The sequence below is a fragment of the Sedimentitalea sediminis genome (assembly GCF_042687825.1).
GTDB lineage: Bacteria > Pseudomonadota > Alphaproteobacteria > Rhodobacterales > Rhodobacteraceae > Sedimentitalea.
Window position 1 is genome coordinate 1 of the sequence record NZ_JBHUQE010000009.1, and the last position, 21,753, is coordinate 21,753.

Sequence of the window (21,753 nt, forward strand, 5' to 3'; positions counted from 1 at the left end):
GTCGTGAGCAAAATCATCGAGTAAAGCGAACCTTCGGGTTAGACGAGGGCCAGCGGATGAGCCGCTGGTCCTCCTATCAACTCCAAAGCCTTGAAAGGCTGACGAAATGCAAAGCCAAAACATTCGCATTCGGCTGAAAGCTTTCGATTACCGCGTGCTGGACGCCAGCACCCAGGAAATCGTCAACACAGCCAAGCGGACGGGCGCCAATGTACGTGGCCCGATCCCGCTGCCCAACAAGATCGAGAAGTTCACCGTTCTGCGGGGACCTCACGTTGACAAGAAATCCCGCGATCAGTTCGAAATCCGCACCCATAAGCGGCTTTTGGATATCGTCGATCCGACCCCCCAGACCGTGGACGCGCTGATGAAGCTCGACCTGGCTGCTGGTGTGGATGTCGAGATCAAGCTGCAGTCCTGATCGGAGGGTATGAACAGATGCGCTCTGGTATTATCGCAAAGAAAGTCGGCATGACCCGGCTGTTTTTGGAAGACGGCAAGCAGGTCCCGGTGACGGTTCTGCAGCTGGACAATCTGCAGGTCGTTTCGCAACGCACCGCCGAAAAGGATGGCTATACCGCCGTTCAGCTGGGTGCCGGTTCGGCCAAGGTCAAACGCACCAGCCAGGCCATGCGCGGACATTTCGCCGCCGCCAAGGTCGAGCCCAAACGCAAGGTCGCCGAGTTCCGCGTGAGCGAGGACAACCTGATCAGCGTTGGCGAGGAGATCTCGGCCGAACATTTCCTGGAAGGCCAGAAAGTCGACGTGTCGGGCACCTCGATCGGTAAGGGCTTTGCCGGTGCCATGAAACGGCACAACTTTGGCGGTCTGCGGGCCAGCCACGGTGTGTCGATCAGCCACCGTTCGCATGGCTCGACCGGCCAGTGTCAGGACCCGGGTAAGGTGTTCAAGGGCAAGAAGATGGCCGGCCACATGGGCGCCGCCCGCGTGACCACGCAGAACCTGGAAGTCGTCAAGACCGATGCCGATCGCGGCCTGGTGTTCATCAAGGGTGCCGTTCCAGGCTCCAAGGGTGGCTGGGTCACGGTCAAGGACGCGGTAAAGAAAAAGCTGCCCGACGGCGTGCCGTTCCCGGCCGGTCTGAAAACGGCGGCCAAAACCGAAGCACCTGCGGAAGAAGCTCCCGCGGAAGGTGGTGAAGCATGAAACTTGATGTGATCAAACTGGACGGCGCCAAGGCTGGCGACATCGAGCTGGATGCCGATCTGTTCGGGCTGGAGCCGCGCGCGGACATCCTGCACCGTGTGGTCCGCTGGCAGCGCAACAACGCGCAGGCCGGTACCCACAAGGTCAAGACCCGGTCCGAGGTCAGCTATTCGACCAAGAAGATCTATCGCCAGAAGGGCACCGGCGGCGCACGCCACGGCGCGCGCTCGGCACCGATCTTTCGGGGTGGCGGCGTCTACAAGGGGCCTGTTGTGCGCAGCCACGGCCACGAGCTGACCAAGAAGTTCCGCAAGCTGGGCCTGCGCCACGCGCTGTCGGCCAAGGCCAAGGCGGGGGAACTGGTCATCATCGACGAGGCCGCCGCTGAGGGCAAGACCGGCGCTCTGGCCAAGCAGGTCGCGAGCCTGGGCTGGAAACGCGCGCTGATCATCGATGGCGCCGCCGTCAACGAAGGCTTTGCCAAGGCCGCCCGCAACATCGAAGGTCTGGACATCCTGCCGACGATGGGCGCAAACGTATACGACATCCTCAAGCGTGACACCCTGGTGATCACCAAGGCGGGCGTCGAAGCACTGGAGGCTCGGTTGAAATGAGCGCGAAGGCAGAACATTACGACGTGATCCGCAAGCCGATCATCACCGAAAAGGCCACCATGGCGTCCGAGAACGGCGCGGTGGTGTTCGAAGTGGCGATGGACAGCAACAAGCCGCAGATCAAGGAAGCCGTCGAATCCCTGTTCGGCGTCAAGGTCAAGGCGGTCAACACCACGATCACCAAGGGCAAGGCGAAACGTTTCCGCGGCCAGCTGGGCAAGCGCAAAGACGTCAAAAAGGCCTATGTGACCCTGGAAGAGGGCAACACGATCGACGTGACCACCGGACTCTGATCCGCGTTAGGTACCGACATCAGGGAAACCCCGGCCTGGCAACAGACCGGGGTTTTTCATTTGCTCAAGCTGCGAATGCCGTTCAAAGCGGAATGTCGTCGTAATCCCGGGCGGTGCCCGCCGTTTTGGACATGATCCGGAACATGCGGTTCGCTTCCTCGGTATATTGCGCGATGGCCGTTTGGTAGAATTCCGTTTGCACCTGCAGCAATTCCATCGGGGTCTTGCAAGCCATCATGGCCTGCTGTGTTTCCAGGTCCTTCTGCAGCCGTTCCTTCACAAAACGGGCGCTTTCCGTCATGATGTCCTGCCATGTCTCGGCAGCCATAGGATTGACCGCCAACATCGCGCCGGTGAGTGCCGCTGTATCGGCGTCAGCCTTGTCGCGGCGTTGCTTGGATCGTGCCATAGGGTTGTGCCTTCCTGATTTTCTGTGGTCTGATGTCGGGATCGCGCATGCGACCCCCAAAGGAATCGTACCATCCGCATGACAGCCCGGCATTGATTTGGATCGTACCGAGTCGAAATTCGTCGTCCGCTGAGTCACGGCGGGCTGCCCGGAGGAAGATGGGACGGGCCGTCAGGGCGCGGTTGCGTGCCTGGATCAGGGGTGTGCCGCGCCTGCCGGGAACAGCGACGATGACACCGGCGCTTTCAACCTCTTCGCGGCGCCGTAAGCGGTCGGTCAACGGGTCCCCTTTTGGCAGGCTGCACGCGATGCTTTGGCAAGGGGCTGAATTATTGCACCCAGAACCGAGTTCTGCCCCGTCTGCCCGACAGTCGGAGGGAGTGGCGTCCAGTGGAGAGCCGTTGCGTAAATTTCGAAAAACATGTGTGAAAATGCCGATGGCTTGATGCCGGCCTCTGACGGCTTGTTCTGCCAGCCCGATGGCAGGCGCGGTCAGGAACTGGCTGTCGCTGGTCGTTATGTTAACCTGTCGCGAGGTCGTCTGCTATGGCAGGACGGTGGCATTGGTTCAGGTATGCTGGCCCACTTGACCCCATCTTTGCCTTCCCCTATCAACCCCTTCAACAAGGCCCCGGATTCGTCCGGGGCTTTGCTGTTGTTCGCAAGAACTCTCGAGTCGGGGACCTTCGGGGCCCTTTACCACTGGCACCTCATGCAGGTTTCACCGAAACCAGCGGCAGGGCCGCAAACATAGCGGGGCGCAAAGTCCCGCACTGCTAAACGGAAGACAGAAAGCATGGCACTCAAGTCGTACAAGCCGACGACGCCGGGCCAGCGTGGGCTGGTTCTGATCGACCGTTCGGAGCTTTGGAAAGGACGTCCGGTCAAATCTCTCACAGAGGGTTTGACCAAGCATGGCGGCCGGAACAACACCGGACGGATCACGATGCGCCGCAAGGGCGGCGGGGCGAAACGCCTCTATCGGATCGTCGATTTCAAACGGAACAAGATGGACGTGGCGGCGACGGTCGAACGGATCGAATACGACCCGAACCGGACCGCCTTTATTGCCCTGGTCAAATATGCCGATGGCGAGCAGGCCTATATCCTGGCGCCGCAGCGTCTGGCCGTCGGCGATCAGGTGATCGCCAGCGCCAAGGCCGACATCAAGCCCGGTAACGCGATGCCGTTCTCGGGCATGCCGATCGGTACCATCGTGCACAATATCGAGATGAAGCCCGGCAAGGGCGGCCAGATCGCGCGCGCGGCGGGCACCTATGCCCAGTTCGTCGGTCGCGATGGCGGCTATGCCCAGATCCGCCTGTCCTCGGGCGAACTGCGCCTGGTGCGTCAGGAATGCCTGGCGACTGTCGGTGCCGTGTCCAACCCGGACAACAGCAACCAGAATTTCGGCAAGGCCGGCCGCATGCGCCACAAGGGTGTTCGCCCCTCGGTGCGTGGTGTCGTGATGAACCCGATCGACCACCCGCATGGCGGTGGCGAAGGCCGCACCTCGGGTGGCCGTCACCCGGTGACCCCCTGGGGCAAGCCGACAAAGGGTGCCCGCACCCGGAACAAGAACAAAGCGTCCAGCAAGCTGATCGTCCGCTCGCGGCACGCCAAGAAGAAGGGACGCTGATAGATGTCTCGCTCTGTTTGGAAAGGTCCTTTTGTCGACGCCTATGTGTTGAAAAAGGCCGAGGCGGCCCGCGAAAGCGGTCGCAACGAAGTCATCAAGATCTGGTCGCGCCGCTCGACGATCCTGCCCCAGTTCGTGGGCCTGACGTTTGGCGTCTACAACGGCAAGAAACATATCCCCGTCAACGTCTCTGAGGACATGATCGGTCAGAAGTTCGGCGAATACAGCCCGACCCGCACCTATTATGGCCATGCCGCAGACAAAAAAGCGAAGCGGAAATAAGTCATGGGCAAGGAAAAGAACCCCCGCCGCGTGGCCGACAACGAAGCGATGGCAAAGCTGCGCATGCTTCGCACGTCCCCGCAGAAACTGAACCTGGTCGCGGCGATGATCCGCGGCAAGAAGGTCGAACGGGCGCTGACCGATCTGACCTTCAGCAACAAGCGGATCGCCGAGGACGTGAAGAAATGCCTTCAGTCCGCGATTGCCAATGCCGAAAACAACCACAACCTGGACGTCGATGAACTGATCGTCGCCGAGGCCTATGTCGGCAAGAACATGACGCTGAAGCGCGGACGCCCCCGGGCGCGCGGCCGGTTCGGCAAGATCATGAAGCCGTTCTCGGAACTGACCATCAAAGTGCGCCAAGTTGAGGAGCAAGCCTAATGGGTAACAAAGTCAATCCGATTGGCATGCGCCTGCAGGTGAACCGCACCTGGGACAGCCGCTGGTACGCCGACACCAAGGACTACGGGAACCTTCTGCTGGAAGACCTGAAAATCCGCGATTTCGTCAAGGACGAGTGCAAGCAGGCCGGCATCAGCCGGGTGATCATCGAACGCCCGCACAAAAAGTGCCGGGTGACGATCCACACGGCGCGGCCGGGGGTCATCATTGGCAAGAAAGGCGCGGATATCGAAACCCTGCGCAAGAAGATCGCCAACATGACCGACAGCGAGCTGCACCTGAACATCGTCGAGGTCCGCAAGCCGGAACTGGACGCGGCTCTGGTCGGCGAGTCCATCGCACAGCAGCTGGAACGCCGGGTGTCCTTCCGTCGCGCCATGAAGCGGGCGGTTCAGAATGCCATGCGCATGGGGGCCCTGGGTATCCGGGTCAACCTGGCGGGTCGTCTGGGCGGTGCCGAGATCGCTCGGACCGAATGGTATCGCGAAGGTCGGGTGCCGCTGCATACGCTGCGCGCCGACATCGATTACGCACACGTAGAAGCCAAGACGGCTTATGGCATCATCGGGATCAAGACCTGGATCTTCAAAGGTGAGATCATGGAGCATGACCCGGCCGCGCGTGACCGTAAAGCACAGGAACTCCAGGACGGTCCGGCACCTCGCGGTGCAGGCGGTCGTCGCTAAGGAGACGAAACAATGCTTCAACCAAAGCGTACAAAATTCCGCAAACAGCACAAGGGCCGCATCAAGGGCCTGGCTAAGGGCGGTTCCGATCTGAACTTTGGCACCTACGGTCTCAAGGCTCTGCAGCCCGAGCGCGTCACGGCCCGCCAGATCGAAGCGGCGCGTCGTGCGATGACCCGCCATATGAAACGTCAGGGCCGCGTCTGGATCCGGATCTTTCCGGACCTGCCGGTCACGTCCAAACCCACCGAAGTGCGGATGGGCAAGGGTAAGGGCTCGGTCGATTTCTGGGCCGCCAAGGTCAAGCCGGGCCGGGTGATGTTCGAGATCGACGGCGTCAATGACGACGTCGCCCGCGAGGCTCTGCGCCTGGCGGCGATGAAGCTGCCCATCAAGACCCGCATCGTGGTCCGCGAGGACTGGTGACACCGGTCTGTGACACCGACAATGCATTGCAAAGCCCTGCCGGAAACGGCGGGGCTTTTTCGTTTCAGGCATCCCTTGTTGCTGCAATAGGGGCGATCGTACTAGGCTGGATCGGGCAACGCCCGTGAATATGGATGGCCACAGGCAGGCAAAACCTCAACCCGGCGCAGACCAAACAACCGGCCCGCGCTCTGCAGTTCGGAGTCCAGACATGACATATCGCTTTCGCCTCGCTGCCCTTGTACTTTTTGCCTCTACACTGGCCGTTTCCGCCGAGGAAACCGGCCCTGTCACCGCCGTGATTTCACACCCGGTGGCGGATTATGAGACCTGGCGAAAAACCTATGACGCATGGGCGCCCATGCGCGAAGCGGCCGGCATGACCAGCGCGCGGGTGCTGCACGGGCCGGATGACCCCAACATGATCGTGCTGGTGCACGAATTCGCGTCGCTGGACCAGGCAAGGGCTTTGTTTGAGTCTGCCGAGTTGAAGGTGGCCATGAAGGATGCGGGCGTGTTGGCGCCCCCGACGATCACATTTGGTATTCCCGCAGACTGAAAGGCCGGAACAGCAGCTTGATTGGCGGGAAAAATGAAATGCCATCGCCATGTGTCCAAGGCTGTTGTATGTCCGCCCCATGTCTCAGATCGAATCCCTATTCGTCACCCGTCTTTACCGTGCGGCCCTGTCTGAACACGCACCGGCCATCGATGCGGCGGAGCTTGAAACCTCGTGTTATTCGATCGCCGAGGATGACGAGGCCGGGCAGGACTGGTGCGAGGAGAACGGCTATCCCGGCTATACCAGCTATGCTTCGCTGACCGATCTGCCCTGGCGGTTTCCGATCTTTACCGATCTGGTCAAGGTGCTGGACCAGCACGTCGCCGCCTTTGCCGCAGATCTGCAGTTCGATCTGGATGGCCGGGAATTGAAGCTCGAGGATATCTGGATCAACATCCTGCCCGAGGGCGGCATGCACGCCAGCCACATCCACCCGCATTCGGTGATCAGCGGCACGACCTATGTCTCGATGCCAGGCGGCGCCAGTGCGCTGAAGCTGGAGGACCCGCGTTCGGCCCGGATGATGGCGGCACCCACGCGGATCAAGGATGCCCGGCGCGAGTTGCAGCCATTCATCTATGTCAAGCCGGTGGTGGGCGAAGTTATGCTATGGGAAAGCTGGCTGCGCCACGAAGTGCCGATGAACATGGCCGAGGAGGAGCGGATTTCGGTGAGTTTTAACTACAAGTGGGAGTGAGGTCGCGATTCCTTTTGATCGAAAAGGTCGTCCATTCCCTCAGGGCGTTTCTTAGAGAGGTTTCGTCCCAACGTGAAGCAAGGATGTAACGTGCCCAGATAGGAAAGGCCGGCTTCGAAGTGAGCCCATCCGCCGTTCTTGTTACGTATAGTGTCGATACGTGCCCCACAGTGAGGGCATTTATTGCCGCTACCCGATTTTTTTCCAACTTCGTTGGGGCGCCAGTAGTGGCCTGCTGGAACATATACCAACTTGCCATTTCGGTAGTATGAGTAGCTTTTTCGTCTTTTCCACATCGCTTTCTACGTTTCAGAAGGGAAGGTTTTCAATCGCTTTATTACTAACAGCTTGCAACTACACCTTCAACGGAACCGATGGTCGGGTGTGAGAGAGGCGAACTTTCCCTTGCTCCCATCCTGAACCTCCCCTATAGAGCGGCATCCTGCGATGTCCTGCCTGTGGCGGGGGATTCGCATGTCTATCATTCATCCACCAGGTCAAGGGTGACCCTGCAGGGGGCCTTCTGGTGTTTTGAGAAAAGGAAAAAGGCGATGAACGCCCAGGAACTGCGCGACAAGACTCCGGACCAGCTCCGCGAGGAACTGGCCAATCTCAAGAAAGAGAGCTTTAACCTGCGTTTCCAGCAGGCCACCAGCCAGCTCGAGAACACCGCCGGCATCAAGGCAGCACGCCGCAATGCCGCCCGCGTCAAGACCATTTTGAACGAAAAGGCCGCTGCTGCGGCATCGGAGGAGTAATCCTATGCCCAAGCGTATCCTGCAAGGCACCGTGACCAGCGACGCCAACGAACAGACCGTGACCGTATCGGTGGAACGCCGTTTCACGCATCCGGTTCTGAAAAAGACCATCCGCAAGTCCAAGAAATACCGGGCTCACGATGAAAAGAACGCTTTCAAGGTCGGCGACTCTGTCCGCATCATCGAATGCGCGCCGAAATCGAAAACGAAACGCTGGGAGGTTCTGGAGGCCTAGGCCTGCAGACCTGACAGTCTAATCGAAACCCTGGGGCAGAATAGCAGTCCCCAAAGGTCGGGAGAAACCACATGATCCAGATGCAGACCAATCTGGATGTTGCTGACAACAGCGGCGCCCGCCGCGTTCAGTGCATCAAGGTCCTGGGTGGTTCCAAGCGTAAATACGCATCCGTGGGCGACATCATCGTCGTCTCGGTCAAGGAAGCCATTCCGCGCGGCCGCGTGAAAAAAGGCGACGTGCGCAAGGCCGTCGTCGTGCGCACCGCAAAAGAAGTTCGTCGCGAAGACGGCACCGCGATCCGGTTCGATCGCAACGCCGCCGTCATCCTGAACAACAACAACGAGCCGATCGGCACCCGTATCTTTGGGCCGGTCGTGCGCGAGTTGCGTGCCAAGAACTTCATGAAAATCATCTCGCTCGCTCCGGAGGTGCTGTAACCATGGCTGCCAAACTCCGCAAAGGCGACAAGGTCGTCGTATTGGCCGGCAAGGACAAGGGCAAGGAAGGCACGATCTCTTCCGTTGATCCCAAGGCCGGCAAGGCCGTTGTCGACGGCGTCAACATCGCCATCCGCGCCACCCGCCAGAGCCAGAACAGCCAGGGCGGCCGCATTCCCAAGGCGATGCCGATTCAGTTGAGCAACCTGGCCCTGCTGGACGCCAACGGCAAACCCACCCGCGTGGGTTTCAAGACCGAAGGCGACAAGAAAGTGCGCTTTGCCAAAACCACGGGGGACGTAATCGATGCTTGATACCGCGACCTATACCCCGCGCCTGAAAGCTGACTTTGCCGACCGCATCCGTGCGGCGATGAAGGAAGAATTCGGCTACAAAAACGACATGCAGATCCCGCGTCTGGACAAGATCGTCCTGAACATCGGCTGCGGTGCCGAAGCTGTCCGCGACAGCAAAAAGGCCAAGTCGGCGCAGGAAGACCTGACCACCATCGCCGGCCAGAAGGCCCTGACCACCCGTGCCAAGAAGTCGATCGCCGGCTTTCGGGTGCGCGAGGACATGCCGCTGGGCGCCAAGGTCACGCTGCGCGGCGACCGGATGTATGAATTCCTCGATCGTCTGATCACCATTGCCATGCCCCGCATCCGCGACTTTCGCGGCGTGTCGGGCAAATCGTTCGACGGCCGCGGCAACTATGCCATGGGCCTGAAGGAGCACATCGTGTTCCCCGAGATCGATTTCGACAAGGTCGACGAAACCTGGGGGATGGACATCATCATCGCCACCACAGCGAACACCGACGCTGAAGCCAAGGCGCTGTTGAAGCATTTCAACATGCCCTTCAATTCATAAGCGCGGGAAGGATTAGACATGGCTAAAAAAGCAATGATCGAACGCGAAAAGAAGCGGGAAGCGCTGGTGAAGAAATACGCCGCCAAGCGGGCCGCTCTGAAAGAAATCGCGAATGACGAAAGCAAGCCGATGGAAGAGCGTTTCAAGGCGCGCCTGAAGCTGGCGAAACTGCCGCGCAACAGTTCGGCCACCCGGTTGCACAACCGCTGCCAACTGACCGGCCGTCCGCACGCCTATTATCGCAAACTGAAAATTTCGCGGATCGCGCTGCGGGATCTCGGCTCTGCCGGCCAGATCCCCGGCATGGTGAAGTCGAGCTGGTAAGGGAGAGACAGATATGAACGATCCTATCGCAGACATGCTCACCCGGATCCGCAACTCGTCGCTGCGCGGCAAATCCACGGTCATGACCCCGGCTTCCAAGCTGCGGGCCTGGGTTCTGGATGTGCTGGCCGACGAAGGCTATATCCGCGGATACGAGAAAACCACCGGTGCCGACGGCCATCCGGCCATCGAGATCAGCCTGAAATACTTCGAAGGCGAACCCGTCATTCGCGAGCTCAAGCGGGTCTCCAAACCCGGTCGCCGCGTCTACATGGGCGTCAAGGATATTCCTTCGGTCCGTCAGGGCCTGGGCGTGTCGATTGTCTCCACCCCCAAGGGTGTGATGTCGGATGCAAGCGCACGCGCAGCCAATGTTGGCGGCGAAGTGCTTTGCACCGTATTCTAAGGAGGTCCTTCGATGTCTCGTATTGGTAAGAAACCGGTCGAACTGCCCAGCGGTGTCACAGCCACCGTGTCGGGCCAGACGATCGAAGTGAAGGGTCCCAAGGGCACCCGCAGCTTTGCGGCCACGGATGACGTGAACCTGAAAGTCGAGGACAATGTCGTCAGCATCACCCCGCGCGGCAGCTCCAAGCGGGCGCGCCAGCAATGGGGCATGTCCCGCACCATGGTCGCCAATCTGGTGACCGGTGTGACCCAGGGCTTCAAGAAAGAGCTTGAAATCCAGGGTGTCGGGTATCGTGCCACGATGCAGGGCAACACGCTGAAACTGAACCTGGGTCTGTCCCACGACGTCGATTACACCGCCCCCGAAGGGGTCACCGTAACCGCGCCGAAACAGACCGAAATCGTTGTGGAAGGCATTGACGAACAGCTGGTTGGTCAGGTTGCCGCGAACATCCGCGCATGGCGCAGGCCCGAGCCCTACAAGGGCAAAGGCATCCGCTATAAGGGCGAGTTCATCTTCCGCAAGGAAGGCAAGAAGAAGTAAGGACGAGAGATATGGCAAACAGCAAAAGAACCCTGTTTCTGAAGCGCCGCCTGCGCGTCCGGAACAAGCTGCGCAAGGTCAATGCCGGGCGTCCGCGCCTGTCTGTGCACCGCAGCAACAAGAATATCAGCGTGCAGCTGATCGACGATGTCAACGGCATCACCCTGGCCTCGGCTTCGACGCTGGAAAAGGATCTGGGTGTTGTCGGCAAGAACAACATCGACGCCGCCAGCAAGGTGGGTTCGGCTATCGCCGAACGCGCCAAGAAAGCCGGGATCGAAGAGGCTTACTTCGACCGGGGCGGGTTCCTGTATCACGGCAAGGTCAAGGCTCTGGCCGATGCAGCCCGCGAAGGCGGACTGAAAATCTAGGAACGTGCAGGCGGCTCTTTGGAGCCGCCTCGATGATCCGGGGGCGCCTGTGCGCTCACCAGGATTGTGACAATGGTGCATCGCACCGCAAGACAGGAGGCCTGCATGGCCAGAGACCAAAATCAAAGGGGCGGTCGCCGCAACCAGCGCGACGAGACCCCGGAATTCGCAGATCGCCTGGTTGCGATCAACCGCGTGTCCAAGACCGTCAAGGGCGGCAAGCGGTTCGGCTTTGCCGCGCTGGTCGTCGTCGGCGATCAAAAGGGTCGTGTCGGCTTTGGCAAGGGCAAGGCCAAGGAGGTCCCCGAGGCCATCCGCAAGGCCACCGAGCAAGCCAAGCGTCAGATGATCCGCGTGCAGCTGCGCGAAGGCCGCACCCTGCATCACGACATGGAAGGTCGTCATGGCGCTGGCAAGGTCGTTATGCGCACCGCGCCTGAAGGGACCGGGATCATCGCCGGTGGTCCGATGCGCGCCGTGTTCGAGATGCTGGGCGTCAAGGACGTGGTGTCCAAGTCGATCGGCAGCCAGAACCCCTATAACATGATCCGGGCCACCATGGACGGTCTGCGCAAAGAGCAGTCGCCCCGTTCGGTCGCGCAGCGTCGCGGCAAGAAAGTGGCCGACATCCTGCCCAAGCGTGACGAGGCCCCCGGGGCGTCGGCGCAAGTGGCCGAGGAGGCGTAAACAATGGCAAAAACCATCGTCGTCAAGCAGATCGGCAGCCCGATCCGCCGCCCCGCCAAGCAGCGTGCCACGCTGATCGGCCTGGGCCTGAACAAGATGCACAAGACCCGCGAGCTGGAGGATACCCCCAGCGTGCGCGGCATGGTCAACAGCATCCCGCATATGGTCGAGATCATCGAAGAGCGCGACTGAGCCTCAGTTTTTCGGACCAAAGTGACAGGCGCTCCGGAGAGATCCGGGGCGTTTTTCCGTTTCCTGCCGTCTCAATGAACTTTCGCGGACCGCCGTGGGCCTGCAGCGCTGGGTTGTCGCTGGCGCGTCCTCCCTGCTGCGCTTGCCCCTTTGGTCCGCCACAGTCTCAGCGATCCAGGCTTTCGAACCAATCGAGCACCATGGGGGACCAGCCTTTCGGCAGTCCGTGTTTGCCCCTGTGCAGGACCAGTTCAAGGCTGCCGTCCTCGCATTTCCATCGTTTGCGCCAGAGGTCGTCGGAAACCTCGTGCTTTGCCGGGTTGCTGGGACAGCCGTTTTCCCGTCGCCACAGCTGCAATCCCTGCCAGATATCGGCTTGTCTGATCGTGATCTGATACGCGGTGTTGTGTATCGCGCGGCCCTCCAGGGGCACCGTCGCATCGGCAAAGCCATGCACGTGCAAGATATGCGCGGGTCCGGTGCAATCCATGGGCATCGGCAGCCAGAACCCGCCAGCCGCCGGTGCATAGGCCCGGGCAAAATCGGGGGCGTGGCATGCCATGTCCCAAACCATCGACCCGCCCCGCGAAAAACCGGTCAGCAGCAAGCGTTCGGGATCGACATCAAAACGCGCGACGGCATCCGCCAGTACCGCGCGCAGGAAAATCTGGTCGCGCCGAGGGTATGTCAGCCATCCGTCGCGCACCGACCAGTCCCGGGGTTTGCCTTCGTCCCAGGGCATCCCGGTGGGGGCGATCAGGGCGTAGCCGCGCGTGGTGAACCGCTGGACGAATTCCTGCCGGCCGATGACCTTGGCGCCGCTGCCCCCATAACCATGCAGATGCATGACCACGGGTCCGCCTTGCCATCCATCCGGCACGGCAATGTGGTACTGCCCGTTCGCGACAATGCAGGGCTGCGTCTTGCCGCCACACTCCAGCGACAACGCCCGATCCGCCGGAACGAGCAGCGCCAGAAACAGCAAGAACCGCTGAAACATCGAGAGTGTCCCCTGGTTTTTTGCTTCGTCGCAAAGGTCGTGCGTACCGCTATCCTAGCATAGCTGCGATCCGGGCGGTGAATTTCTTTGCCGCAGGTCGGCATGCACGTGGGATCGGATCTGAACGGCCGGCCAAGGCTGTCGCAAGATCGCAACCTCTGCACAGTGGGGGAACGGGACCGCTGGATGTTCACTTTGCAGGACAGGATGGCGCCGACGTCACGCCTCGGCCAGCAGGGCCTCGACGTCCAGGGGCGCGTTCATCATCTGCAGGTTGCCCTCGGCGTCGCGGGGCCAGTCCTGAGGCGCGCGGTCGCGATAGAGTTCGACGCCGTTGCCATCGGGGTCACGCAGATAGACCGCCTCGCTGACGCCATGATCGGCGGCGCCGTCCAAGGCGAGGCCCGCCGTCAGCACGCGCTTGATTGCGGCGCCCAGGGCGGCACGGTCGGGAAACAGAAAGGCGGAATGGTACAGCCCCGTATGTCCGGGTGGCGGCGGCGTGCCGCCGGCGCTTTCCCAGGTGTTCAGCCCGATATGGTGGTGATATCCGCCGGCTCCCAGAAAGGCGGCGCCCTTACCATAGCGCTGGGTCACCTCGAACCCCAGAACACCGCTGTAAAAGGCGATGGCGCGGTCCAGATCAGAAACTTTCAGATGCACATGTCCGACACGGGTTCCACTTGGCAGAGCGGTGTCGGCAGAGGGGGCAGTGGTCATATCAGGGTCCTTTTCCTTTTGCCTGCACTATGGCGCTGAACCTCGTGCAGGCCAAGTTCCCCATGCGCGCAACATCTCTGCAGCGCCGCACAGACCGCACGCCCCCGTTCACGGCGATCGGATCAGGCGACCGGCGGCACCATGCCGATGATGTCATAGGTCTGCCGCAGGATCGGCGCGGTGATCGCGCGGGCGCGCTCGGCGCCCTGGGTCAGGATGCGGTCAATCTCGGTCGTATCGTCCATCAGCCGGGCCATCTCGGTGGTGATCGGTTCCATATGCGCCACCGCAAGATCGGCCAGGGCCGGTTTGAACGCGCCGAACTGCCGCCCGGCATATTCGGCGATAACCTGTTCGTCGGTCATGTTCGCCAGGGCAGCATAGATATTGACCAGATTGCGCGCCTCGGGGCGGTCGGCCAGTCCCTCGACACTGTCGGGCAACGGTTCGGGGTCGGTCTTGGCCTTGCGAATCTTCTTGGCGATGGTGTCGGCATCGTCGCTCATGTTGATCCGGCTCATGTCCGACGGGTCCGATTTGGACATCTTCTTGGACCCGTCGCGCAGGCTCATGACCCGCGTCGCCGTGCCCTCGATCACCGGCTCGGTGATCGGAAAGAAATCGACGCCATAATCGTGGTTGAACTTGGTGGCGATGTCGCGGGTCAGTTCCAGATGCTGTTTCTGATCCTCGCCCACCGGTACATGCGTGGCATGATAGATCAGGATATCCGCCGCCATCAGCGACGGATAGGCATACAGGCCCAGGCTGGCCTTTTCGGCGTTCTTGCCGGCCTTGTCCTTGAACTGGGTCATGCGGTTCATCCAGCCGACCCGGGCGACACAGTTCAACACCCAGGCAAGCTGCGCGTGCTCGGGCACCTGGCTCTGGTTGATCAGAATGGATTTTTCCGGGTCGATGCCGCTGGCGATGAACCCGGCGCACAATTCGCGGGTGCTGTGGCGCAGCGCCGCCGGGTCCTGCCAGACGGTGATCGCGTGCAGGTCGACCATGCAATAAACGGTTTCGCTGGTGCCCGTGTCCTGCATCTCGGCAAAGCGTTTCAGCGCGCCAAGATAGTTGCCCAGATGCAGGTCGCCCGATGGCTGGATGCCGGAGAACACCCGCGGTGTGAATGTGGTGTCGGACATCAAGGCAACTCCCGTCTGGAAAATTCGGTCCGCTTCGCTTACCCATGGGGCCAAGTGCCGTCAACAGGCGCCGACAACGAACCGCAAGGAGACCGGGCAGATGAGCGATCAAGGCAGCATTCCCGCGGTCAATCCGCTGCCGCCGGTGGTGGCGGCGCTGTTTCTGGTCATTCTGGCGATCGAAGTGATCTTTCAGCTGGGCACCCGTGGTCTGGCCGGCGGTCCGGCGGCGGTGGGCTGGCGACTGGACGCGATGCAGACCTATGCGTTTTCCGGCGAGATCTTTGACTGGATGCGCGAAAATCACCGCTGGCCCTTCGAACAGCTGTTCCGGTTCGTCAGCTATCCCTTTGTGCATGGCTCATTCACCCATGCCCTGTTCGTCGGGGTGTTTCTTCTGGCCATGGGCAAGATGGTGGCCGAAGTGTTCGGCAGCCTGGCCTTTCTCTTGATCTTTGTGCTGTCCGGTATCGGCGGCGCGCTGGCCTATGCCCTGCTGCTGGATGACCCAGCGCCCCTGATCGGCGGTTTTCCCCCGGTCTATGGGCTGATTGGGGCGTTTACCTATATGCTGTGGCGGTCGCTGTCGCGGGTCGGTGCAAACCAGGCCCGGGCGTTCACGCTGATCAGTTTCCTGATGGGGGCGCAGCTGGTTTTCGGCCTGCTGTTTGGCGTAAACAATGACTGGGTGGCCGATCTGGCCGGGTTCGCCAGCGGGTTCGGCCTGTCGTTCTTTGTCTCACCCGGCGGCTGGGCACGGCTGCGGCGGCGAATCCGTCACGACTGAACCGCCGCGCCGCGGCGTTGCTGCCGGGATCAGCCTTTCTTGATCGGGCAGGTGTTCAGCCCGAGCAGCTTGTAGGCCGGGCAGAAACCGGTCAGTCCGGTCGCCAGCGGGATCAGGCCCACCAGCCCCCACAGGGTTTTCGGTCCGACAAAGACCAGAGACAGCAGGACCAGTCCGGCGATGATGCGCAGGGCGCGATCCAGATTTCCTTCGTTGCGGGTCATGTGATTCTCACTCTCAAACATTCGTTTTTATTTATATTACGATAGCGGAATGCGAATGGAAAAGAGAAACAGCGTCGCAGATGCGGCATTCTGTTGCAACCCGCTGGTGTCCTGTGAACGTGGCGGCTTGGGTTTAGCGGCGCAGGGCGCCGCGAAACTCGGCAATGCGGAACGCGCCAATCAGGTGCCCGGCGCCGAAATAGGTCACGATGCCCAGGGTGACCAGCCCGGCCAGGGCCAGATACCGCCAGCCCGCCATCATCAGCGCGGGCGCCAGCAGTCCGGCCATCAGCCAGAGCACGCCGCCCATCACTGCGGCCGCGGCGCAGATGCGTCCCAGGCGGTGGTTAAATCGTGCGTCAAACTGCGCCACGCTGCCCATCGACCGTGTGCCGGCCCATAGCTGCGCCACCATCGCCCAGGCCGCGACCGTGGTGCCGATGGCGGCGCCGATATAGCCCAGCAGCCAGGCCATCGACACCGCCACCGCGATGTTGACCAGCATCGAGACGACCGCATAGCGGAACGGCGTGCGCGTGTCCTCGCGGGCAAAGTACAGTGGTTGCAGCACTTTTTGCAGCACAAAGGCCGGCAGACCCAGCCCATAGATCGCCACGGCGGCGGCGGTGGCGGCGCTGTCTGTGGCGTCAAAGGCGCCGCGCTGGAACAGCACCGAAATCAGCGGCAGCGGAATCACCATCAAAGCCACTGCCGACGGGATGGTCAGCGCCAGCGACACTTCGCCGGCGCGGCTGAGCGCATGGCGCGCGCCCGCGTCGTCCTGCGCTGCCAGGCGCCGGGACAGGTCGGGCAGCAGCACCACACCGACGGCTATGCCGACCACCCCCAGCGGCAGCTGGTAGAGGCGGTCGGCATAGCTGAGCCAGGCAATGGCACCATCAAAGAAACTGGCCACCTGACGACCGACCAGCAGATTGACCTGCACCACGCCCCCGGCCAGCATGGCGGGCAGGGCGATGATGGCCAGCCGTTTCAAATCCGGGGTCAGGTGCGGCCAATGGGGGCGGATCGCGAAACCGGCCCGCGCCGCTGCGCGCCACAGCAGCGCCAGCTGCGCCATCCCGGCGATCAGAACGCCCCAGACCAGCATCGTGCCGTGATGCAGCCCGTCAGGCGCAGCACCCGCGCCGGATGTGATGCCGACCCGGTCCTGCAGCAGCCCGCTTTCGGCCAGCATAAGAGTACCAATCAGAATGATGTTCAGCAGAACCGGCGCGGCGGCGGCGGCCGCGAACCGGCCGGTGGCGTTCAGCACGCCCGACAACAGCGCCGCCAGCGAGATGAACAGGATATAGGCAAAGGCGATGCGCCCGTATGAGACCGCCAGATCGAACCGCTGATCCCCGGCAAAGCCGCTGGCCATCGCCAGAACCAGCCAGGGCATGCAGACCAGGGCCAGCAGGGTAAATCCGATCAGCAGCGTCCCGAGCGCCGAGAACGCATCATTGGCGAAACCTTCGGCGTCATCGCCGTTTTGCAGCTTTTTCGAGAAAAGCGGGATGAATGCAGTGTTAAAGGCCCCCTCGGCAAAGAACCGGCGGAACATGTTGGGCAGGCTGAAGGCGATCAAAAATGCCTCGGCAACCGGGCCGGTGCCCAGCCATCCGGCGATCAGGATATCGCGGACAAAACCGAGAATCCGGCTGAGCAGGGTCCAGACTCCGACCGTCAGAAAGCCGGACATCAGTCGGATCGGCTTCATGATGGTGCCGAATGGGTTGGAACGGTCACGTGGGGCAGGGCCTTGTACTCGGGGATTTTCCCGAGCCTTAGCCGGTTCGCGGCGCCGGGAAAAGCCGCTTGCCAAACCCGGTCGCCCAGTGTGGCCCCGGGGCGATAGCCCGCCCGGGGCCGCAGCGCGTCAGGGCTTGCCGTCTTTGGCGCGCCGGGCGCCTGCGGTGATCGCCATGCGCAGCCGGGTTTCCAGAAACCGCTGCTTGGATTCGGCATAGTATTTCAGGCCGAACATGTCCTTGACGTAAAAGGTATCGACCACCTGTTCGCCATAGGTCGCGATCACCGCGTTGGCGATATAGACATTGGCCGAGGCCAGCGCATGCGCCAGATCATACAGCAGGCCGGGCCGGTCGCGGGTGTCGACCTCGATAATGGTGTAGATTTCCGAGCCGTCATTATCAAAGCTGATATGGGTCGGCACGTTGAACGCCATTTCCCGCTTCTTGATCTTGTCGCGCGATTTCAGGGCGTCGCGGGTAATGACCTCTCCCTTGAGGGTCTTGTGGATCATCTGCGTGAGGCGCGGCAGGCGGTCTGCCTCGTAAGGGTGGCCGTCGCTGTCCTGAATCCAGAACGCATCGGTGACATAGCCGTCCTTGGTGGTATAGCTGCGGGCATCCACCACATTGGCCCCGACCAGCGCCAGCGCCCCGGCCAGCCGGGCAAAGATGCCCGGGTGATCGGCCATCACGAAACAGGCGCGGGTGGCGTCGCGGTCCTCGTCCGGGTGCAGGTGAATCATCACCTCGCCGGGGTCATGCGCCTCTTCCAGAGCGCGCAGCATGCGGGCAAAATCGACATGTGCTGTCAGGTGCAGCCCCTGCCAATAGGGCGGGTAATGCCGCGCCGTCTCGGCCTTGAGAACCGCTTTGGGCCAGTCGGGCAGGGCCTCTCGCAGCGCCTTTTTCGCCTCGGTGCCGCGATTCTCGCGGTTCAGCACCTCCATGCCGTCATCCAGCGCGCGCCGGGTCTGGCGGTACAGCCCGCGCAACAGCGCGGCCTTCCAGTTGTTCCAGACATTCGGCCCGACGCCGCGAATGTCGCAGACCGTCAGCACCGTCAGCAGGTCCAGCCGCTTGACCGTCTGCACCGCCTTGGCGAAATCGCGCACTGTGCGCGGATCGGCGATGTCGCGTTTCTGTGCCATGTCCGACATCAGCAGGTGATAGCGCACCAGCCATTCGACGGTTTCGCTGTCGCTTTTGTTCAGGCCCAGCCGCGGCGCGACCCGGCGGGCGATCTGCGCCCCCAGAATCGAGTGATCCTCGGGCCGGCCCTTGCCGATGTCATGCAGCAACAGCGCGACATACAGAACCTTGCGGTTCACACCGCGTTCCAGGATGCCCGACGCGATCGGCAGTTCCTCGACCAGTTCGGCCTTTTCGATCTGGGCCAGGTTGGCGATGCACTGGATCGTGTGCTCGTCCACCGTATAGCTGTGATACATGTTGAACTGCATCATCGCCACGATGGGTTCGAATTCCGGTACAAAGGCCGCCAGAACCCCCAGTTCGTTCATGCGCCGCAGGGCGCGTTCCGGGTTGCCGTGTTTCAGCAGCAGGCCCAGAAAGATGCGCTGGGCCTCGCGGTCGTTGCGCATGCCGTCGTCGATCAGGTCCAGGTTGGCCGTGACCAGCCGCATTGCGTCCGGATGGATCAGCATGCCGGTGCGCAGACCTTCGTCAAACAGCCGCAGCAAGTTCAGCTTGTCGGCCAGAAAACTGTCGGGGTCCTTGACCCCGATGCGGTTATTGATGACGACAAATCCGGGTTTGACCTTGCGGCGGCGGCGAAAGATGCGCTCCAGCAGAGGTTCCGACTTCAGGTGATCCGCTTCCAGTTTGGTCAGAAAAATGCGGGTCAGATCGCCGACCGCGGTGGCTTGCCGGAAATAGTCCTGCATGAAGAACTCGACGCCGCGCCGGCCAGCCAGGTCCTTGTATCCCATGCGCTCGGCAATCTGGACCTGAGTATCAAAGGTCAGTTGTTCGGTGGCCCGGCCGGCAAGCAGGTGCAGATGCGCGCGCACCGCCCACAGAAAATCCTCGGCGGTGACGAAAGTGGCGAATTCCTCGGGTTGGAACACGCCCAGCGGCACCAGCTCGGCGGATTCATGCACCCCGTGGATATATTTGGCGATCCAGTACAGCGATTGCAGGTCGCGCAGCCCGCCCTTGCCCTCTTTGACATTGGGTTCGACCATATAGCGCTCACCCTGCTTGCGGTGGCGGTTTTCGCGCTCTTCCAGTTTGGCCTCGATGAAATCGTGCCCGGTGCCGGAAAACAGATCGCTTTTCAGACGCTGGTCCAGCTTTTCGGCCAATGGCGCATGACCGGCCAGAAACCGGTGTTCCAGCATCGCGGTGCGGATGGTGAAATCCTCTTGGCCCAGGCGGATGCAATCCTTGATGGTGCGGCTGGAATGGCCGACCTTCAGCTTGAGATCCCAGAGGATGTAGAGCATCGATTCGATGACGCTCTCGGCCCAGGCCGTGATCTTGTAGGGGGACAGGAACAACAGATCGACATCCGAATAGGGTGCCATCTCGCCGCGGCCATAGCCGCCCACGCCGATCACTGCGATATGTTCCGCCGCCGTCGGATTCGGGCGCGGATGCAGCGTGGTGCTGGCGACCTTGAGCGCCGCCATCACCAGTCCGTCTGTCAGAAAGGTATACGAGCGCGTCAGCGGGCGGGCGTCAAATGGCTGTTCAGCAAAAGCCGCGGCGATTGCCGCGCGCCCGGCCTTTTGTTGCGCCTGCAGGATCTGCACCAACGCACCGCGCAGCGCGGCGTTGTCGGGGGCGTTGTCGGCGGCCGCGGCGATTTGGGCATCTACCGCAGCGGCGTCAAAGATTTCGGTGTCCGCGCAGATCAGCGGACCGGAGGCGACGGGATGGAACCGGTCCGGCCGGTCTCGATCAGAATCCGGCGCCGGAGAAGCTTGTTGGTGCAGGGTCAATCACAACCACCTGTCTGTTCTGGATCGTGGCCACCGCCAACCCCCGTTCATTGGTACCATCGGCGCGCAGTCTGAAGATGCCGCCGACGCCCTGAAAACCGGCGCCCTGGGTCAGAGCCCCGCCGGTCAGCGCATCGGCCTTGCCCGCGCCGACCAGAGCGCCGATCGCGGCGATGCCGTCATAGGCCAGCCCTCCGATCGGATGCGGCGTTGCGCCATAGGCGGCGGAATAGCGGCTGTTGAACTGCTGCGTCTTGCCCGGGTCGGGCAAGGCGAACCAACCGCCCTGCACGCCCGGCAGTGCCAGCGTCTGGGACGGGATGTCCCAACGGGTCAGGCCGATATACTGCACGCTGGCCGGCGGCATGCCGGCCTCGGGCAGCAACTGGCTGAACAGCGGCAAAGCGCCGGCGGTGGTCGAGGTCAGAAAGATCGCATCGGCACCGGCGCCTTCGACCGTGCTGCGGACCTGGGGCACCGTGTCGATGACCGATTGCTGGGACAGGTCATAGGCAACCGTTCCGGCCACACGGGCACCGCTGCCGCGCACGGCCGCCTGAATCGCGTCGCGACCCAGCTGGCCGGCCAGATCGGTGCCATGCACGACCACGATACTGCTCTTGCCCTGGCGCGCGGCGTACTGCGCCAGCCGCTGCGCGGTATTGGCAAAGGTTGGCCCCAGCACAAAGACGTTGCCCCCGGCGATCGCGGTGTTGTTGGAAAAGGACAGCACGTTGATGTTCTGGCCGCGCACCGCCAGCCCGACCGCATTGGCGCTTTCGGCATAGACTGGTCCCAGGATGATTTGGGCGCCATCTTTGACCGCCTGGCTGGCCTGAGCCGCCGCCGTCGCGGCGTTGCCGCCGGTGTCATAGACTCGCAGGTCGATCTGCACGCCGCTGAGATCGCCGATCGCCAGGCGGGCGGCATTCTCCAGGTTCTGTGCCAGCAGCGCATCGCCGGATTGGGCCGAGCTGCGGGGCACCAGCAGCGCCACGGGAACCGGTTTGTCTGTGTTGATCGTTGGCCCGCCGCCGGGCAGAGTGTCGCAAGCCGTCAGGACCGCAGCGGTCAGCAGCGCGAGACAGAACAGGGCCACCTTGCGGGGCGGGTCGAAAACAGCAAACATGATACGGCAACTC

The 21,753-nt window shown here is 61.9% G+C and carries 31 protein-coding genes; 23 read left to right on the forward strand and 8 right to left on the reverse strand.

The window, feature by feature from the left end; all coding sequences use genetic code 11:
- Positions 1–106: 106 nt before the first annotated feature.
- From rpsJ to ACFMPD_RS09180, 4 genes are read left to right on the forward strand one after another with little or no spacing between them, the layout of a single operon-like run.
- Entirely contained in the window at positions 107–421 is a 315-nt protein-coding gene (gene rpsJ / locus ACFMPD_RS09165) for a 30S ribosomal protein S10 (protein ID WP_008756422.1), read from the forward strand.
- Positions 422–438: 17 nt separating this feature from the next.
- Positions 439–1,167: a 50S ribosomal protein L3 gene (gene rplC / locus ACFMPD_RS09170; protein ID WP_380993501.1), complete on the forward strand. Its 729-nt coding sequence runs from the start codon at positions 439–441 to the stop codon at positions 1,165–1,167.
- On the forward strand, positions 1,164–1,781 hold the full coding sequence (rplD, locus tag ACFMPD_RS09175; RefSeq protein ID WP_380993502.1) for a 50S ribosomal protein L4: 618 nt from the start codon (positions 1,164–1,166) through the stop codon (positions 1,779–1,781). Before rplC ends, rplD begins: the two co-directional genes overlap by 4 nt.
- On the forward strand, positions 1,778–2,074 hold the full coding sequence (locus ACFMPD_RS09180) for a 50S ribosomal protein L23 (protein WP_380993503.1): 297 nt from the start codon (positions 1,778–1,780) through the stop codon (positions 2,072–2,074). Before rplD ends, ACFMPD_RS09180 begins: the two co-directional genes overlap by 4 nt.
- A gap of 82 nt (positions 2,075–2,156) precedes the next feature.
- Here ACFMPD_RS09180 and ACFMPD_RS09185 read toward each other — a convergent pair whose 3' ends face one another.
- Positions 2,157–2,621 (reverse strand): phasin family protein, encoded by a 465-nt coding sequence (locus ACFMPD_RS09185; RefSeq protein ID WP_380993504.1) that lies wholly within the window; start codon positions 2,619–2,621, stop codon positions 2,157–2,159.
- Between the two features lie 658 nt (positions 2,622–3,279).
- On the opposite strand from ACFMPD_RS09185, the gene rplB reads away from it, so the two are divergent.
- The 18 genes from rplB (at position 3,280) to rpmD (ending at position 12,009) form a co-directional block, all read left to right on the forward strand.
- Entirely contained in the window at positions 3,280–4,122 is an 843-nt protein-coding gene (gene rplB / locus ACFMPD_RS09190) for a 50S ribosomal protein L2 (RefSeq protein WP_380993505.1), read from the forward strand.
- A gap of 3 nt (positions 4,123–4,125) precedes the next feature.
- The gene (gene rpsS / locus ACFMPD_RS09195; protein WP_106609258.1) at positions 4,126–4,404 is read left to right on the forward strand and encodes a 30S ribosomal protein S19; all 279 of its coding nucleotides are present in this window, start codon (positions 4,126–4,128) and stop codon (positions 4,402–4,404) included.
- Positions 4,405–4,407: 3 nt separating this feature from the next.
- Complete coding sequence (rplV, locus tag ACFMPD_RS09200) at positions 4,408–4,788, forward strand: 50S ribosomal protein L22 (protein WP_380993506.1); 381 nt, start codon at positions 4,408–4,410, stop codon at positions 4,786–4,788.
- The gene (gene rpsC / locus ACFMPD_RS09205; protein WP_380993507.1) at positions 4,788–5,495 is read left to right on the forward strand and encodes a 30S ribosomal protein S3; all 708 of its coding nucleotides are present in this window, start codon (positions 4,788–4,790) and stop codon (positions 5,493–5,495) included. Before rplV ends, rpsC begins: the two co-directional genes overlap by 1 nt.
- A gap of 12 nt (positions 5,496–5,507) precedes the next feature.
- Positions 5,508–5,921 carry a 50S ribosomal protein L16 gene (gene rplP / locus ACFMPD_RS09210; protein ID WP_380993508.1) on the forward strand — a complete coding sequence of 138 codons (414 nt, stop codon included), beginning with the start codon at positions 5,508–5,510 and terminating at the stop codon, positions 5,919–5,921.
- Between the two features lie 211 nt (positions 5,922–6,132).
- A complete protein-coding gene (locus ACFMPD_RS09215) occupies positions 6,133–6,480 on the forward strand; it encodes a DUF1330 domain-containing protein (protein ID WP_380993509.1) in 348 nt (115 codons plus the stop codon).
- Positions 6,481–6,559: 79 nt separating this feature from the next.
- Positions 6,560–7,180, forward strand: coding sequence for a 2OG-Fe(II) oxygenase family protein (locus ACFMPD_RS09220; RefSeq protein ID WP_380993510.1), 621 nt, complete (start codon positions 6,560–6,562; stop codon positions 7,178–7,180).
- Positions 7,181–7,731: 551 nt separating this feature from the next.
- Positions 7,732–7,938 (forward strand): 50S ribosomal protein L29, encoded by a 207-nt coding sequence (gene rpmC / locus ACFMPD_RS09225; RefSeq protein ID WP_380993511.1) that lies wholly within the window; start codon positions 7,732–7,734, stop codon positions 7,936–7,938.
- Between the two features lie 4 nt (positions 7,939–7,942).
- Entirely contained in the window at positions 7,943–8,173 is a 231-nt protein-coding gene (gene rpsQ / locus ACFMPD_RS09230; RefSeq protein ID WP_010437084.1) for a 30S ribosomal protein S17, read from the forward strand.
- A 71-nt stretch (positions 8,174–8,244) separates the two neighbouring features.
- Positions 8,245–8,613: a 50S ribosomal protein L14 gene (rplN, locus tag ACFMPD_RS09235; protein ID WP_011567679.1), complete on the forward strand. Its 369-nt coding sequence runs from the start codon at positions 8,245–8,247 to the stop codon at positions 8,611–8,613.
- Between the two features lie 2 nt (positions 8,614–8,615).
- Entirely contained in the window at positions 8,616–8,927 is a 312-nt protein-coding gene (gene rplX, locus ACFMPD_RS09240) for a 50S ribosomal protein L24 (protein ID WP_380993512.1), read from the forward strand.
- Positions 8,920–9,483, forward strand: a complete 564-nt coding sequence (rplE, locus tag ACFMPD_RS09245; protein WP_380993513.1) for a 50S ribosomal protein L5 — start codon at positions 8,920–8,922, stop codon at positions 9,481–9,483. The genes rplX and rplE overlap by 8 nt, the downstream gene beginning before the upstream one ends.
- Before the next feature lie 18 nt (positions 9,484–9,501).
- Positions 9,502–9,807 carry a 30S ribosomal protein S14 gene (gene rpsN, locus ACFMPD_RS09250; RefSeq protein WP_199024039.1) on the forward strand — a complete coding sequence of 102 codons (306 nt, stop codon included), beginning with the start codon at positions 9,502–9,504 and terminating at the stop codon, positions 9,805–9,807.
- Between the two features lie 13 nt (positions 9,808–9,820).
- Complete coding sequence (rpsH, locus tag ACFMPD_RS09255) at positions 9,821–10,213, forward strand: 30S ribosomal protein S8 (protein ID WP_380993514.1); 393 nt, start codon at positions 9,821–9,823, stop codon at positions 10,211–10,213.
- A gap of 12 nt (positions 10,214–10,225) precedes the next feature.
- The gene (rplF, locus tag ACFMPD_RS09260; RefSeq protein ID WP_380993515.1) at positions 10,226–10,759 is read left to right on the forward strand and encodes a 50S ribosomal protein L6; all 534 of its coding nucleotides are present in this window, start codon (positions 10,226–10,228) and stop codon (positions 10,757–10,759) included.
- Positions 10,760–10,770: 11 nt separating this feature from the next.
- Complete coding sequence (rplR, locus tag ACFMPD_RS09265; RefSeq protein WP_380993516.1) at positions 10,771–11,130, forward strand: 50S ribosomal protein L18; 360 nt, start codon at positions 10,771–10,773, stop codon at positions 11,128–11,130.
- Positions 11,131–11,235: 105 nt separating this feature from the next.
- A complete protein-coding gene (gene rpsE, locus ACFMPD_RS09270) occupies positions 11,236–11,817 on the forward strand; it encodes a 30S ribosomal protein S5 (protein WP_380993517.1) in 582 nt (193 codons plus the stop codon).
- A 3-nt stretch (positions 11,818–11,820) separates the two neighbouring features.
- Positions 11,821–12,009: a 50S ribosomal protein L30 gene (gene rpmD, locus ACFMPD_RS09275; protein WP_316773311.1), complete on the forward strand. Its 189-nt coding sequence runs from the start codon at positions 11,821–11,823 to the stop codon at positions 12,007–12,009.
- Positions 12,010–12,175: 166 nt separating this feature from the next.
- Here rpmD and ACFMPD_RS09280 read toward each other — a convergent pair whose 3' ends face one another.
- The 3 genes from ACFMPD_RS09280 to trpS all read right to left on the reverse strand — a co-directional run bounded on the left by ACFMPD_RS09280 (position 12,176) and on the right by trpS (position 14,880).
- On the reverse strand, positions 12,176–13,009 hold the full coding sequence (locus ACFMPD_RS09280; RefSeq protein ID WP_380993518.1) for a CE1 family esterase: 834 nt from the start codon (positions 13,007–13,009) through the stop codon (positions 12,176–12,178).
- 219 nt (positions 13,010–13,228) lie between these two features.
- Positions 13,229–13,729: a VOC family protein gene (locus ACFMPD_RS09285; protein WP_380993519.1), complete on the reverse strand. Its 501-nt coding sequence runs from the start codon at positions 13,727–13,729 to the stop codon at positions 13,229–13,231.
- 122 nt (positions 13,730–13,851) lie between these two features.
- Entirely contained in the window at positions 13,852–14,880 is a 1,029-nt protein-coding gene (gene trpS, locus ACFMPD_RS09290) for a tryptophan--tRNA ligase (protein WP_380993520.1), read from the reverse strand.
- Between the two features lie 100 nt (positions 14,881–14,980).
- Here trpS and ACFMPD_RS09295 point away from each other — a divergent pair, with 100 nt between their 5' ends.
- Positions 14,981–15,667 (forward strand): rhomboid family intramembrane serine protease, encoded by a 687-nt coding sequence (locus ACFMPD_RS09295; protein WP_380993521.1) that lies wholly within the window; start codon positions 14,981–14,983, stop codon positions 15,665–15,667.
- A 29-nt stretch (positions 15,668–15,696) separates the two neighbouring features.
- Here the strand turns inward: ACFMPD_RS09295 and ACFMPD_RS09300 are convergent, their stop codons facing one another.
- The 4 genes from ACFMPD_RS09300 to ACFMPD_RS09315 form a co-directional block, all read right to left on the reverse strand.
- Entirely contained in the window at positions 15,697–15,891 is a 195-nt protein-coding gene (locus ACFMPD_RS09300) for a YgaP family membrane protein (RefSeq protein WP_380993522.1), read from the reverse strand.
- A gap of 133 nt (positions 15,892–16,024) precedes the next feature.
- Positions 16,025–17,614, reverse strand: coding sequence for a murein biosynthesis integral membrane protein MurJ (murJ, locus tag ACFMPD_RS09305; RefSeq protein WP_380993523.1), 1,590 nt, complete (start codon positions 17,612–17,614; stop codon positions 16,025–16,027).
- 159 nt (positions 17,615–17,773) lie between these two features.
- Positions 17,774–20,611 carry a [protein-PII] uridylyltransferase gene (locus ACFMPD_RS09310; protein ID WP_380993524.1) on the reverse strand — a complete coding sequence of 946 codons (2,838 nt, stop codon included), beginning with the start codon at positions 20,609–20,611 and terminating at the stop codon, positions 17,774–17,776.
- A complete protein-coding gene (locus ACFMPD_RS09315) occupies positions 20,571–21,740 on the reverse strand; it encodes a penicillin-binding protein activator (protein WP_380993525.1) in 1,170 nt (389 codons plus the stop codon). Before ACFMPD_RS09315 ends, ACFMPD_RS09310 begins: the two co-directional genes overlap by 41 nt.
- Between the last annotated feature and the right edge of the window lie 13 nt (positions 21,741–21,753).